The 13,754-nt window shown below is 67.4% G+C and carries 10 protein-coding genes; 1 reads left to right on the top strand and 9 read right to left on the bottom strand.

From position 1 onward, the window contains the following. Positions 1-75 precede the first annotated feature (75 nt). Complete coding sequence (purB, locus tag R4823_RS01005; protein WP_338617070.1) at positions 76-1,440, bottom strand: adenylosuccinate lyase; 1,365 nt, start codon at positions 1,438-1,440, stop codon at positions 76-78. A 16-nt stretch (positions 1,441-1,456) separates the two neighbouring features. Continuing rightward, complete coding sequence (locus R4823_RS01000; protein WP_087838866.1) at positions 1,457-2,899, bottom strand: FAD-binding oxidoreductase; 1,443 nt, start codon at positions 2,897-2,899, stop codon at positions 1,457-1,459. Positions 2,900-3,038: 139 nt separating this feature from the next. On the opposite strand from R4823_RS01000, the gene R4823_RS00995 reads away from it, so the two are divergent. Next, positions 3,039-3,764: an IclR family transcriptional regulator gene (locus R4823_RS00995; RefSeq protein WP_087838867.1), complete on the top strand. Its 726-nt coding sequence runs from the start codon at positions 3,039-3,041 to the stop codon at positions 3,762-3,764. A gap of 33 nt (positions 3,765-3,797) precedes the next feature. On the opposite strand, the gene R4823_RS00990 is transcribed toward R4823_RS00995, so the two are convergent. From R4823_RS00990 to R4823_RS00960, 7 genes are all read right to left on the bottom strand, one after another. Then, complete coding sequence (locus tag R4823_RS00990) at positions 3,798-5,195, bottom strand: MmgE/PrpD family protein (protein WP_338617069.1); 1,398 nt, start codon at positions 5,193-5,195, stop codon at positions 3,798-3,800. 80 nt (positions 5,196-5,275) lie between these two features. Further along, the gene (locus tag R4823_RS00985; protein WP_087838869.1) at positions 5,276-6,520 is read right to left on the bottom strand and encodes a YbdK family carboxylate-amine ligase; all 1,245 of its coding nucleotides are present in this window, start codon (positions 6,518-6,520) and stop codon (positions 5,276-5,278) included. A 416-nt stretch (positions 6,521-6,936) separates the two neighbouring features. After that, positions 6,937-7,185 (bottom strand): DUF3567 domain-containing protein, encoded by a 249-nt coding sequence (locus tag R4823_RS00980; protein WP_087838870.1) that lies wholly within the window; start codon positions 7,183-7,185, stop codon positions 6,937-6,939. Between the two features lie 480 nt (positions 7,186-7,665). Beyond that, on the bottom strand, positions 7,666-9,135 hold the full coding sequence (locus tag R4823_RS00975; RefSeq protein WP_087838871.1) for a potassium transporter TrkG: 1,470 nt from the start codon (positions 9,133-9,135) through the stop codon (positions 7,666-7,668). Positions 9,136-9,153: 18 nt separating this feature from the next. Further along, on the bottom strand, positions 9,154-10,530 hold the full coding sequence (trkA, locus tag R4823_RS00970; protein ID WP_087838872.1) for a Trk system potassium transporter TrkA: 1,377 nt from the start codon (positions 10,528-10,530) through the stop codon (positions 9,154-9,156). Continuing rightward, entirely contained in the window at positions 10,527-11,261 is a 735-nt protein-coding gene (locus R4823_RS00965) for a response regulator (RefSeq protein WP_087838873.1), read from the bottom strand. The genes trkA and R4823_RS00965 overlap by 4 nt, the downstream gene beginning before the upstream one ends. A gap of 17 nt (positions 11,262-11,278) precedes the next feature. Further along, positions 11,279-13,735, bottom strand: a complete 2,457-nt coding sequence (locus R4823_RS00960; protein WP_338619240.1) for an ATP-binding protein — start codon at positions 13,733-13,735, stop codon at positions 11,279-11,281. Between the last annotated feature and the right edge of the window lie 19 nt (positions 13,736-13,754).

The following is a 13,754-nucleotide window of genomic DNA, read 5'->3' as shown; positions in this document are numbered from 1 at the left end:
GTAATAGCGCGGGCGGCTCTTCCTCCTCCGGCCGGTCCGCGCCGTCTCGCGCGTGCCGCCCCTATCCGGCCGCCATCAGGACAGCCGGCCGATCGCCCGATCGGACTGCTCCACCACGCGATCCACGGAGGCGGCGCATTGGCCCAGGTAGCCGGCGGGGTCGGTCAATCTGGCGATCTCCTCGTCGCCGAGCAGCCCCGCCAGGCCCGCGTGCTGGCGCAGCGCCTGCGCGAAGTCGAGCTTGTGCGTGATGCCGTGCATGGACGCTTCATAGATCCATTCGTGCGCCGTCGCCTTGCCTACCCGTTCGCTCAGCGCCAGCATCACGCGTTCGGACAGCAGATAGCCGCGCATCATGTCGAGGTTGCGCGCCATGCCATCGGCGTCCACGCGCAGCCCGGCCAGAAGGTTCTTGCCTTGCAACAGCATCGCGCCCGCGATCAGGAAACACTCGGGAAGCGCCTTCCACTCGACCTTCCAGGCGATACCGTCGCGTTCGCCCTCGCTGACCATCCCCTCGATCATGAGCGCGGCGTTGTAGCGCAGCGGCCGCGCCAGTCCCGCCAGGTTCTCGGCCGAAGTGGGGTTGCGCTTGTGGGGCATGGTCGAGGACCCGAGCTTGCCGTCGGAGAATGCCTCCTCCACTTCGGCAAATTCGTTGCGCTGCATGTTGAACAACTCGTTGCCGATCTTCGACAGCGTGGCGCCGATCATGGCGAGCAGGCAGGCGTATTCGGCGAAGCGATCGCGTGCCGGGGCCCAGCTGATCGCGGGCGCGCCCAGCCCGAGCTGGTCCAGCACACGGCGCTCCAGTTCGGGCGCCTGCTCCCCGAGCGACGCCTGACTGCCCACCGCGCCGGCCAGCATGCCGACCATCACGCGCGGCTCGCACGCCTTGAGGCGCTCGAAATGGCGCGTCATCTCGTCCAGCCAGATCGCGCATTTGTGGCCGAAGGTGATGGGCAACGCCTGCACTCCATGGGTGCGCGCGACCATGATGGTGTCCCTGTGCTCGACAGCCAGGCGTTTCAACTCGCCGATCACGGCCAGCACGTCGCGCAGGATCACGGCGTGAGCCTGCTTGACCTGCAGCGCCATGCCGGTGTCCAGCACGTCCTGCGTGGTGGCGCCATAGTGCAGCCATTCCCCGTGCTCCTTGCAGCGCGCCTGGACCTGCTTGAGCGCCGGGACCAGCGAATGCTTGATGCGGCGGATCTCCGCGGACATGGCCGGCAGGTCCAGGCCCGACACATGGGCATGGCGGGCAATCTCCTCGGCGGCCGCGGCGGGAATAATGCCCAGTTCGGCCTGCGACCGGGCCAGGGCAACCTCGAAATCCAGCCATTTCTGCACGCGATTCTCTTCCGAGAAGATCTCGCGCATTTCATCGGTGCTCCACAGGTGCTGGAGCGATTGAATATCGAATACGGATGACGGCATTGCTGTTGTCCTGGCGTCAGTTGGAAGAGGTGGAGCGCGGCAGGAGGCGCCCTGGATTGAAGAGGGAAGCCGGATCCAGCGCATGCTTGATACGCTGCATCAGCGACACGGCCAAGGCCGGTTTGTATTGCAGGAAGGCGGCCTGCTTGAGCCGCCCTATGCCGTGCTCGGCGGAGATCGAACCCTGCAGCTTTGCGACGATGGCATGCACACGGGCGTGCACTTCTTCCTCGACGGCGCGGAAAGCCTCGTCGCTCATGCCGGCCGGCCGGCTCTGGTTGTAGTGCAGGTTGCCGTCCCCCACGTGCCCGAAGCACACGAGGCGTATGCCCGGCACCGCCGCGGCGAGCGCCGCGTCGGCCCGGGCGATGAAGTCGGGAATGCGGGAGACGGATACCGAGATGTCGTGCTTGATCGAGTACCCCTGCAGGCGCTGCGCTTCCGGCACGTGGTCCCGCAGCGCCCACAGCTCCTCTGCCTGCCGGCCGGATGCCGCCAGGACGGCGTCGGTCACGAGACCGCCTTCCATCGCCGCCTCCAGGGCCGCCTCGACCGCGGAAGTCGGATCCATGGCGCTGGACGTCTCCGAGATTTCCATCAGGACCGCCCATGGATACCCGCCCGCCAACGGATCCCGCATCCCATCCAGCGGGTGGGCCAGCACCTGGTCCAACGCCTCGCGGTTGATCAATTCAAACGCGGTCACGCGTTCCCCGACCGCGCCGGTCAGGCTCGCCAGCAGGCCGACGGCCGCCTGGGGATCCGGCACGCTGGCCCATGCGGTGACCACCTTGCGCGGCGGGGAAAAGAGCTTGAACGTGGCCGCCGTGACGATACCCAGCGTGCCCTCTGCGCCGATGAACAACTGCTTGAGGTCGTAGCCGGTATTGTCCTTGCGCAGGGGCGTCAGCAGGTCCAGCACGGAACCGTCCGCCAGCACGACTTCCAGGCCAAGGGTGAGATCGCGCGTATTGCCGTAGCGCACGACCTGCTCCCCACCCGCGTTGGTCGACACCACGCCGCCGATAGTGGCCGTTCCCTGCGAGGCCAGCGCCAGCGGGAACAGCCTTCCCTGGGCGGCGGCGGCTTCCTGGGCGGCCCGTACCGTGCAACCGGCCTCCAGCGTCATGCTGTTGTCCAGCGGGTCGACCCGGCGCACCCGGTTCATGCGGTCGAGGCTGAGCACGACCTCGGTTCCCGAGTCGTCGGGCGTCGATCCCCCCACCAAGCCGGTGTTTCCGCCCTGGGGCACCACTGCCGCGCCGTGCGCGGCGCAGGCGGCCACTACCCGTGCGACTTCCCGGGTATCGGCCGGCCGCACGACGGCGCGCGCGGCGCCAGGGTACCGGCCCCGCCAGTCGCCGCAATAGCGGGCGACGTCCCCGGCGGCGGTCAGCACATAGGGCTCGCCTACAATGGCCGCGAGCGCGGCGGCCAAGGAATCGGAATGCAGGGACATGAAAGCTGCCAAAGGATCAAGGTCCGAAACCACGAAGACGGGACGTCCGGATGGACGGAGAGGAATGAGTCGAGCCGTCTTTCGTTTTATTGAATAAAATAAATTTTATTGAGCAAAACTCTAAGAGGCTTCGAAGCACGTGTCAAGCCAGTCTTCCCCTACTCCCCCCGCCGGCGTCCTGGAACGCGGCATCACCATCCTGGAAAGCTTCGACGCCGACCGGCTGCGGCTGTCGCTGCGCGAGCTGGCCGAACACACGGGACTGGACAAGGCCACGCTGCTCCGGCTGGCGGGCGTCCTGACCAAATCCCGCCTGCTGCACCGGTTCGACAACGGCGACTACGCGCTCGGCCCGGCCCTGCTGCACATGGGCATGCTCTATCGCAGCACCTTCGACCTGGGGGCGCGCATCCAGCCCGTGCTGCGCAACGTCATGCAGGAAACCGGCGAGACAGTCGCCCTCTACGTGCGCGTCGGCGACGACCGTATCTGCCTGTACCGCGAAAATTCATCGCGGGAGGTGCGCCACCATGTCGAAGTCGGCACCCGGCTGCCCCTGGACCAGGGGGGGTCGTCCTCGCATGTCCTGCGCGCCTATACCGGCGGGACGACGCCGCTGGCGGAGGAAATCCGCGCCCGGGGCTATGCCATGACCCGGGCCGAACGCGTCCCCGAGATGACCTCGGTGGCGCTGCCCGTTTTCGACGCGGACAGCAGCTTTATCGGCGCCGTCGTCGTCCTGGGCCTGGCCTCGCGGTTCAACCCCAAGGCGCAGGCTGCGGCGGTGGAGGCGGTCAGGCGCGAGCTGGCCCTGCAGGAATTCGCCTGTCGCCCTCCGGAAGGGTGGCAGCCTCCCGGCGACTGACGCCGCGCTGGAGCCGGCATCGCGCCGCAGGCGCTAGGCGGCCACTCCTGCGCGCAATTCCGCGGTGCCGAACAAACACGGTGGCGGCAGCGCCGGCTCGCCATCGCACGCGGGATCGACAAACGCTTCGCACCAGGCGGCGATCGAGCTGGCCGCCTCGTCGCTCATCGCGGGCGCGAACGCCCGCATGCGGGCCAACATCTGGTTCCAGTCGAACGGATCCTCGGGATCGCCGCGGCGCAGGTCGCGCCGGGCGTATAACCGATTACCGTCGGCCATGACCAGCGTCACCGTACTGGGACGTCGATGGGGGAATTCGCGCTGGAAGGCTTCGTCCGTCCTGATGCGGATGCGGCCGGCCAGGTCGCGCAACGCCGGATCGTCCAACCGGGGAGCCTCCATGTCCTCGATGGTCAGCCGGCCCCTGAGCAGCAATACCGCGAGCACATAGCGCAGGCTGAAGCAGGTCTCGGCCGGCCGGGCGGGCCAATCGACCCCGGCAATCTTCAGCGCGTGGGGAAAGATTGCGACCTCGATTTCGCGGATCGCGCCGATGTCGGGACGATGCGCCGCCAGCAGTTCCTGCGCCGCATCCAAGGGCGTGAACAATTGCGCGCAGCATGGCCACGCCTTGATGGTAGCGGTGTGCAGGCGCAACGGGCCGTCGAGCCCCGCATCCAGCGCGTCCAGCGGCCCGTCGCCGGCCAAATTGGCGTACAGCGCCCGTTTGCCCGTGACGAAAGACCGGGCCCCCGGCAAGCCCGCGCGCGCCGCCAGGGCGGCCGTCATGCCGTTGCGCACGGCAAATGCCGGATGCAGGGATTTGGACTCCTGGGCATCGTCTTCCATCAGTTGCCAGAGTCCCTGGGCCTGTGTCGCTCCCAGGCCCAGGGCGTGGTGCAGCACGGCCTCCGGCAAGCCCAGCGCCATGGACGAGGCCGCGGCGGCCCCGAGCGTGCCGGCCGTGGCCGTGGCGTGAAAGTTCGCGGCGTGGCGCGTGCCCAAGGCTTCCCCGACACGCAGGGCCACCTCGTAACCGGCAAGGATGGCGTCGGCCATGCGGCGGCGCGTGAGCTGGCCGCCCGAAGCAAACGCCATCACCGGCGACACGGCTACCACCCCAGGATGCAGCATGGCAGCCCGGTGGGCATCATCGATCTCGCGGATATGGGCGATGGCGGCATTGGCAAAGGCGGCTGCCGGAAGCGGCAGCATGGCGCCTCCGAAGACGGGGGTTTCGCCCCTACCGGGGTAGCAATCCGCCGCCAGTGTCCTGAAGCATCCGGCCAGCGGCATCGGCGCCGCCGACCAGCCCGCGGTGAACCAGTCGAGCAATGCCTGGGCCAGCCGCTCGCGGGTGGGCACGTCCAGCGGGGCTTCGCGTAGGCTGGACACGCGGCGGGCCAGCCGGGACTCGGGCAAGACGGGCATGTTTCGTCATTTTATTGGATGAAATAGATTTCATTCTAGACGAGAAGCGGCCCGGCATCCATTCCAGGATGCGCCCCGCCTTAGTGCAGCCGGCCGCCCAGCCGCTTGAACGCGAACGGTTTCATGCCGTCCAGGTTCAGGATGGGCTCGGAACTGGCCCGCACCCGCCGGCGCGCCGGCAGTTCGGGCAAGCGCTGCTCGACGTCGGCCGGGGCTTCGCCGCGCCAGGCGCCCACTGCCGCCTCGACCACCTCAGCGATTTCCTGGCCGCGGTTGTATTGGGCACGCAGCCACTTGCAGTCGCCGCCGTGGGTGAAGATTTCCTCGCGCAGGGCTTCCAGCAGGTCCGCCGTGCCCAGGCGGCGCGCCACCGGCATCAGCCGGTCGAAGGTCATGCGCAGGTGCTCGCTCAGGCGGATGCGGCCGTGGACGGGATCGACGTAGTTGCCGTGCAGCCCGAAGCGGGTGGCCTGGAAGCGGTTGGTCCGGTAGGCCATCCAGGCCTCGGCGCCGGGCGCGGGTTCGTCGGCCAGGACGATGCCCAGCGCCTGCGCGAAGGCCGCCAGCTGGCAGGCCTTCTCGACGGTAAGCGGGGTGTCGCAGACGCGGATCTCGACGGTGCCGAACTCGGGCTTGGGCCGCACGTCCCAGTACAGGTCCTTGATGCTCTCGATCAGGCCCGAGGTCTGCAACTGGGCGAAATAGGCCTCGAAGCCGTGCCAGTCCACCACCTCGGGGGGCAGGTGCCCGCACATGGGGAACGCGTTCAGCGCGTTCAGGCGGCTGCACGCGAACTGCGTGTCGACGCCCTCGAAGTAGGGCGACGAGGCCGACATCGCGATGAAGTGCGGCACGTAGGGCGACAGCTTCTGGGTCATGGCGATCGCGGCATCGCCGCTGGGCACGCCCAGGTGGATGTGCTGGCCGAACACGGTGAACTGGCGGGCCAGGTAGCCGTACATCTCGGACAGGTACTGGAAGCGGGGCGAATCGTAGATGGTCCGGTCATGCCAGCGCATGAACGGATGCGTGCCGCCGCCGGCCACGCGCACGCCGACGGCGTCCGCGGCCTCGACCAGCAGGTCGCGCATCTCGCGCATTTCTTCCAGCAGGCGGGCGGGATCGGTGTGCACCGACGAGTTCAGTTCGATCATGGACCGGGTGATCTCGGGTTTGACCCGGTCCGCATAGGGGTGGTTGGCGATCTGGGCAAGCAGCTCTTCGGCCGCGCCCCGCAGGTCGAAGGTCTGCGGATCGACGATCTGCAGTTCTAGCTCGATGCCCAGGGTGTTGGGCGCGGATGCCGTGAATGCGATGGACTGCATCGGGGTCTCCTTTGGAAAGGTGGCCGGGGTGAGTCATCTACCCGGGGGGCGACGCCGGACGCGCGGAGCGTCGGGGCAGCATCACGTGAAGGAATCGTTGGGCGAGTTTAGCCGCTGGTTGATGACAGATTCCGTAAAATTGACCGATCTTAAGTGTTTCCCCTAGGCTGACACCCGAAAAACCGGGGCCCAGGAGTAAGCATCCACTGACAAATCAGCAAAAACGCGGGAGTGCGGGAGAAACCCGCCGGAGACGCCCAGCCGGCCAAGGGATGGGCGCAAGAGCGAGGCAGGCGGATTGGAAGGTATTCGTGCGTATGCCGCGCCTGCCGGCGCGATGACAGGGGCCATTATAGCCCCTGGAGGAAGAGTATGTGCTTACCGTCCGGCCGGCGCGGAGCGCCGGCCCGGCGGGATCAGTGCAGGGTTACGGGATGGTGCATGTAGACGTCGAACTGGCTCAGGAATTCGTCCACGTCTTCCATCGAAGGTTCGGTGGCGATCAATTCCCGCACCTGGGAGCGGAATTGCTCGGCCGATTCGCCCGCGATGTAGATCTCGCGGCGCGCCTGCTTGTCGACGATTTCGAATCCCCCCGCGGAGGCGCCATCGAGCTGGGCGAACTCCACTACGACATAGTTGGGACTGTTATAGATCATTTCCATGGTCTGGCTCCTGGAGACAGGGGTCTGACCGACCACCTGTTCATTAAGTTGGTGCCTGCGTTTGGAAATCAAGAGGGCCAACCGGATTGATACCGCCTATCGGCCACACCATGCTCGATACCGGCTTAGGGCCCTAACCCTCGTACAGCTTCACCGCTCCTGCAAAACCTGGTCCATTCAATTGCCTGCGCAGCTCGGCGACGTGCTGGGCCGCGCTGACCTCTATCCACAGCCGGGCCGGCCGGGATTGCCGGAGCAGCCTCGCCACGGTCACCCGCAGCGGCAGCTGCCCTACGCAACAAACGCACCCGGGCGCCAGCTGTACCAGTTCGACCCCCGGTGGGGCGGACAAAGTTCCCGGCCCGCCCTCCACAATCACCGCCTGTAACCCTTCGCTTACATGAGCCCGCGCCTCTTCCAGTGCCAGACTGCGCGCCTCACGTAAGTAAGCACCAACTAATATCACGACTGGGACCGGCTTCATTTCCGCCAGAATGCCCGGGTGAAGAGGACCAGTACAGCAAACAATTCCAAGCGGCCGATCAGCATGGCGAAGGTGCAGATCCAGGTCTGGGCGTCGCTCAGCACGGCGAACGTGCCTGCCGGACCGACATCCGCCAGGCCCGGGCCGGTGTTGCTGAGGCTGGCCAGGACGGCCGTGAAGGCGGTGACCGGATCCAGCCCCGTGTACAGCATGGCCATGGTCAGCGCCATCAGCGAGGCCCAGTACAACAGCATGAAGGCCATCACCGAGAACACGACCCGGTTGGGCACCGGCAGGCCACCGATGTGCACCGGGTTGATGGCGCGCGGGTGCAGGATGTGGATGAGTTCCCGGCGCGCCTGCTTGACCAGGATCACCACGCGGATCATCTTGATGCCGCCGCCGGTGGAACCGGCGCAAGTGGCGAAGCAGGACAGCACCAGCATCCAGACCGGGGCGAAGATGGGCCAGGTCGAATAGTCGGCGCTGACGAAGCCGGTGGTGGTCGCCACCGACACCGTGTTGAACAGCGCGAAGCGCAGGGCCGTCCAGACCGAGTCATAGTTGCCGCGCTCGAGCAGCAGCGCGGTGATGGCCGCCACCGAGATCGCCAGGACGGCCAGGTAGGCCTTGGCCTCGGTGCTGCGCCAGTAGGGCCCCAGGCTGCGGCGCCGGAAGGCCTGGAAGTGCAGGGTGAAACTGATGCCGGCGATGGTCATGAACACCACGGCCACCAGTTCGATGGCCGGCGAGTCGAAGGCGGCGAAGCTCGCGTCGCGGGTCGAGAATCCGCCCAGGCCGATGGTCGAGGCCATGTGGCAATAGGCCTCGTACCAGTTCATGCCCGCCATCCGGTAGGCCAGCAGGCACAGGACCGAGATCAGCATGTAGATGGCATACAGGCCCTTGGCCGTGCCGGTGATGCGCGGCGTGAGCTTCTCGTCCTTCATCGGGCCCGGCGTCTCGGCCCGGAACAATTGGCTGCCGCCCGCGCCCAGCATGGGCAGGATGGCCACCGCCAGCACCAGGATGCCCATGCCGCCTATCCAGACCAGGGTGCAGCGCCAGACGTTGATCGACGGCGGCAGGTTGTCCAGCCCGGAAAGCACCGTGGCACCGGTGGTCGTGATGCCGGACATGGCCTCGAAATAGGCGTCGGTCATCGACAGCGGCGCGCCGATCTGGTGGTAGTAGAACAGCAGCGGCAGGGTGGCGATCAGCGCCAGCACGCTCCAGACCAGGGACACCAGCAGGAAGCCGTCGCGCGGGGTCAGCTCGCGCCGCTGGCTGCGCGTCGCCAGGCTCAGCAGCAATCCGGCGATCAGGCCGACGACCATGGCGCGGATGAACGCGTCCCGCGCCCCATCGGAAAAAATGAAGGACGTCGCCAGCGGTATCGCCATCGTCATCGAGAACAGGGCGATGACGAGTCCGAGGACGTGCAGGACCGGAATCAATTTGCGCATGCGGCGGGTCCGGAAGGATCAGAAGAAAGTCGCCGAGACCTGGAACAGCTTTTCCACTTGCGCGATCAGCCGCTGGTGCGCCACGAAGACGATGACATGGTCGTCCGATTCGATGACGGTGTCGTGGTGCGCCATCAGCACTTCATCCTGGCGCACCACGGCGCCGATGGTGGCGCCCTGCGGCAGGTCGATGTCCTCGATCCGGCGGCCCACGACCTTCGAGGATTTGGCGTCGCCGTGGGCGATGGCCTCCAGGGCCTCGGTCACGCCGTGCCGCAAGCGATGGACGGACACCACGTCGCCGCGCCGCACGTAGCGCAGCAATTCGCCGATGGTGGCCTCGGACGGCGAGATGGCGATGTCGATGCGCCCCCCCTCCATCAGCTCGCCATAGCTCTTGCGCCCGATCAGCGCGATCACCCGCCGGGCGCCCATGCGCTTGGCCAGCAGCGACGACATGATGTTGTCCTCGTCGTCGCTGGTCAGCGCCAGGAACAGGTCCATCTCGGCGACGTTCTCGTCCTCCAGCAGGTTCTCGTCGGTGGCGTCGCCGTTCAGGATCAGGGACCGGCTGGGAAGCTGGGTGGCCAGGAATTCGCAGCGCTTGCGGTTGCGCTCGATGACCTTGACGTCGCAGTGGTCGCTGATGCCGCGGGCCAGCCGCAGGCCGATGTTGCCGCCGCCGGCGATCATGACCCGCTTGACGCGCTTGTCGCTCTCGCGCAGCTCGCGGATGATCTGGCGCACGTGCCGGGTGTTGGCCAGGAACAGCACCTCGTCGCCCGGCTCGATGCGCGTGTCGCCCTCGGGCGGCACCAGCCGGTTGTTGCGGAATATCGCGATGATGCGGACATCGGCGCCCGGCAGGCGCTCGCGCAGGGTCTGGATGGGCTGGTCCGCCAGCGGGCTGCCGGCGGCGGCGCGCACCGTCACGGCGCAGACGCGGCCGCCGGCGAAGTCCACCACCTGCAGCGCCTCGGGAATGTCGACCAGCTTCTCGATGTAGCTGGTCACGCTGCGCTCGGGACAGATCAGGTGATCGACGTCGAAACCGTCCTCGGCCATCAACTCCTCGTGGTCGAGGAACTCGGACGAGCGCACGCGCGCGATGCAGCGCGGCACGTTGAACACCTTCTTGGCGATCTTGCAGGCGACCAGGTTGCTTTCGTCGGCCGTCACGCAGGAAATGAAGAGATCGGCGTCGGCCGCCCCGGCCTCTTGCAGGGTGGACACGTGGGTGCCGTTGCCCATCAACCCCCGCAGGTCCAGGCGATCCTGCAGCACGGACAGACGGGCGCCGTCGGTGTCGATGACGGTAATGTCGTTGTGCTCGGATACCAGGTTCTCGGCCACGCTGGTCCCCACCTGGCCAGCGCCGAGTATCAGGATTTTCATACGCCTCGTTTACGCGAGAGTTCGATTCCCAGTTGCTTGAGCTTGCGGTACAGGTGGGTGCGCTCCAGTCCGGTCTTGTCGGCCACGCGGGTCATGCTGCCGCCCTCGCGCGCCAGGTGGTGCTCGAAATAGACCCGCTCGAACGCGTCGCGCGCCTCGCGCAGCGGCAGGTCGAGCGACAGGCTCAGCAGGGGCGAGCGCGGCTGGTTGTCGTGCATGGCCACCGCGCCCGCCGAGCGGTCGACGGCCGGCGCGAGCCCGGGGGCGGGCGCGCGCATGCCGTCGCCGGTCGTGGGCGGCGCGGGCGCGTAACCCGGCATGGCGGGCCGCGCGGGGGCTTGCGGCGCGGCCGGCTTGGCGCCGGCCCGGCCCCGTTCCAGCGCGCCGGCGATGGTCTTGAGCAGGCGCGTCATCGTGATCGGCTTCTCGAGAAAATCGATCGCGCCGATGCGGGTCGCCTCGACCGCCGTATCGATGGTCGCGTGGCCGCTCATCATGATGACGGGCATGTCGAGCAGGTCCTGGGCCGCCCATTCCTTGAGCAGCGTCACGCCATCGGTGTCGGGCATCCAGATATCGAGCAGGACCACGTCGGGACGATTGGCGGCGCGCAGCGCGCGCGCGGCCGCGGCATTCTCGGCCAGATCGACCGTATGCCCTTCGTCGTAAAGAATTTCCGACAGGAGTTCGCGGATGCCGACCTCGTCGTCAACCACCAAAATTCTGGCCATATCTTTAGAAACCTCTGTTACGCGGACTGCGCCCCCGCAGTCTCGGAAAAACGCGACGCATCGTGTGCAACGTCCGTACCCCCGGCAAGCCGAGTGAATAGTATAGAGACCATTGCCCCTCCTTCGGGCCGGTTGGCAAGATCAATTCTGCCTCCGTGCTCCTCGACGATCTTCTTGACGATGGCCAGCCCCAGCCCCGTCCCCCGCGCCTTGGTCGTGATGTAGGGCTCGAAGGCGCGCTGCAGGATGCGGGCGGCGAAGCCGGTACCCGTATCGGTCACCATGAATTTGATGGACGCGTGCTCGCGGCCGTCGGGCAGCCGCGTCTGGATCAGGCGCGTGCTGACCGAGATGCGGTCGCTGGACGTGGGTCCGGCCGGCGCACCTTCCCCCGCCTGGCGGGCCGCCTCCTTGGCCTTCTCTTCGATGGAGTCGCGGGCGTTGGCGATCAGGTTGTGGATGACCTGGCGCAGCTGGGTGGCATCGCCGCGCACGCGCGGCAGCACCGATTCCAGGTCCACCGACAGCGCGATGTTGCCCGTGCCGGCCTTCAGCACGCCGCCCGCCGTGTCCCATCCGTACAGGGTCAGGACCTCGGCCACCAGCTCGTTCAGGTCCAGCAGCTGGTGCTGGGCCGGCGGCGTCCTGGCGTATTCGCGGAAATCATCCACCATGCGCTGCATGGAACTGACCTGGTTGATGATGGTGGTGGTCGAGCGCTTGAGCATGTCGGCGTCGGGCTGCGCGAGCTTGTCGGCCAGCTTGATGGCGATCCGCTCGGCCGAGAGCTGGATGGGCGTCAGCGGGTTCTTGATCTCGTGCGCCAACCGCCGCGCGACCTCGCCCCACGCGACCGCGCGGTTGGCAGAGATGACCTCGGTAATGTCGTCGAACACCACCACGTAGCCCCCACTCGCTCCCGCCACCGGCAGGTGTGATCCTCGCGCGAGCAGGGTAATCGTATTGTCGTCGCCGGTGGGATCGGAATTGTTACCTTCGCGCGCGCCGTCCGCCTCGGCGGCCGGCTGCGGCCGGACGATCTCGAACTGCTGCTGCCAGTATTGGCGCCCGGTGCCCGCCGCCGCGTGCTCGGCGAACGCCGTGCGTATAGTCTGCGCGAAGGCGGTCAGCCCGTCTATGGTCTCCAGCGGCCGCCCGGTGACCGCGCGCAGGTCCACCCGCAGGATCTGCTGGGCGCCGCGGTTCACGGTGGCCACGCGGAAGGCCTCGTCGAACACCAGCACTCCCGACGACAGGTTCGACAGGATGCTTTCCAGATAGACGTTGCTGCGTTCGAGCTGGCGCCGGTTGCTCTCGACCATCCGGCGCGCCTCGTCCAGCTGGCGGGTCATGGCGTTGAACGAGCGGGTCAGCTGGCCCAGTTCGTCGCTCTGGGGCGGTTCGGGAATGGGCCGGTAGTCGCCCACGCCCACCGCCTGCGTGCCCTCGGCCAGGCGCAGCAGCGGCCGCACCATCCGCGACGACAGCGAAAAGGCCGCCGCGATCGCCGCGAACACCGCCAGCAGCAGCGCCAGGGTCAGCGTGATGCCGTACAGCTTGCGCAGGCCCACCCGCGACAGCGACAGCTCCTGGTAGTCGCGGTAGCCGCTCTGGACTTCCTCGGCGTTGCTGGCGATCTGTTCGGGCACGCCCTGCAACAATTGCAGGTAGCGCGACTCGGCGGGCAGCACCCCGGGCAGCTCGAAGCCGCCGACGGGCGCGATGGGCACGATCACGCGCAGGCGCAGGGCGCCGCCATTGGACGTGTCGCGGGTCGTGCCCAGCGGCCCCTGCACGCCCTCCACGGTGGTCGGGCTGGCGGTGCTGTTGGCCTCGGCGGCGGCATAGGAACGCGCGATCTTCAGTTGCCGCAGCACCTGCGGCGTGGGCGTCTCCGGCACCAGCGAGCCGTAGGAATTGGTGGACCAGGCGATGACCCGCCCGCTGGAGGTGAACACCATCGCGTCCTGCACCCCGACCTGCTCGCGCAGCCGCGTCAGCGACAGCCCCACGTTCGATTCCTGGTTGTCGCCCAGTTCGATCGACATGGTGCGCGCCTTGGCATTCATCTCCTGGAGCTGCGAGTCCAGCGCCGCCCGGCCGAGATTCAGGCCGGACTCGAGCGCGGTGTCCACCCGCACGTTGAACCACGACTCGATGGAGCGCGACAGGAACTGCACCGACAGCATGTAGATCAGGACGCCGGGCACCACCCCCACCAGCGCGAACGCCAGCGCGAAACGGGAGGTGAGCCGGGCGCCGAACTGTCCACGCCGCAGTTGCCCCATCAGCCTGACGGTCAGCACGACCACCCAGGCGAACAGCGCCAGGGCGATGATGGCATTGAGCCCCAGCAGCAGGCCGTACTGTTGCTCGAGGCGGGAGGAGTTGCCGGTGGACCAGGCCAGCAGGAACAGCAGCAAGAGGGCGCTCACGCCGCCCATGCCCAGGAGGACGCGCAGGAAGCGGTTCAGGATACGCACGCGGCGGGTT

Origin of the sequence: Pigmentiphaga sp. CHJ604 (assembly GCF_036972535.1) — a bacterium.
Taxonomy (GTDB): Bacteria; Pseudomonadota; Gammaproteobacteria; order Burkholderiales; family Burkholderiaceae_B; genus Pigmentiphaga; species Pigmentiphaga daeguensis.
Note: the sequence above shows the minus strand (reverse complement) of the source record. Positions and strands in the feature narration are given on the sequence as shown.

What these genes read in the sequence shown, in the direction of transcription:
- R4823_RS00965 (WP_087838873.1), bottom strand. Translation starts at nt 11,261, where the DNA reads ATGGCCAGAATTTTGGTGGTTGACGACGAGGTCGGCATCCGCGAACTC.
- R4823_RS01000 (WP_087838866.1), bottom strand. Translation starts at nt 2,899, where the DNA reads ATGTCCCTGCATTCCGATTCCTTGGCCGCCGCGCTCGCGGCCATTGTA.
- R4823_RS00985 (WP_087838869.1), bottom strand. Translation starts at nt 6,520, where the DNA reads ATGCAGTCCATCGCATTCACGGCATCCGCGCCCAACACCCTGGGCATC.
- purB (WP_338617070.1), bottom strand. Translation starts at nt 1,440, where the DNA reads ATGCCGTCATCCGTATTCGATATTCAATCGCTCCAGCACCTGTGGAGC.
- trkA (WP_087838872.1), bottom strand. Translation starts at nt 10,530, where the DNA reads ATGAAAATCCTGATACTCGGCGCTGGCCAGGTGGGGACCAGCGTGGCC.
- R4823_RS00990 (WP_338617069.1), bottom strand. Translation starts at nt 5,195, where the DNA reads ATGCCCGTCTTGCCCGAGTCCCGGCTGGCCCGCCGCGTGTCCAGCCTA.
- R4823_RS00975 (WP_087838871.1), bottom strand. Translation starts at nt 9,135, where the DNA reads ATGCGCAAATTGATTCCGGTCCTGCACGTCCTCGGACTCGTCATCGCC.
- R4823_RS00980 (WP_087838870.1), bottom strand. Translation starts at nt 7,185, where the DNA reads ATGGAAATGATCTATAACAGTCCCAACTATGTCGTAGTGGAGTTCGCC.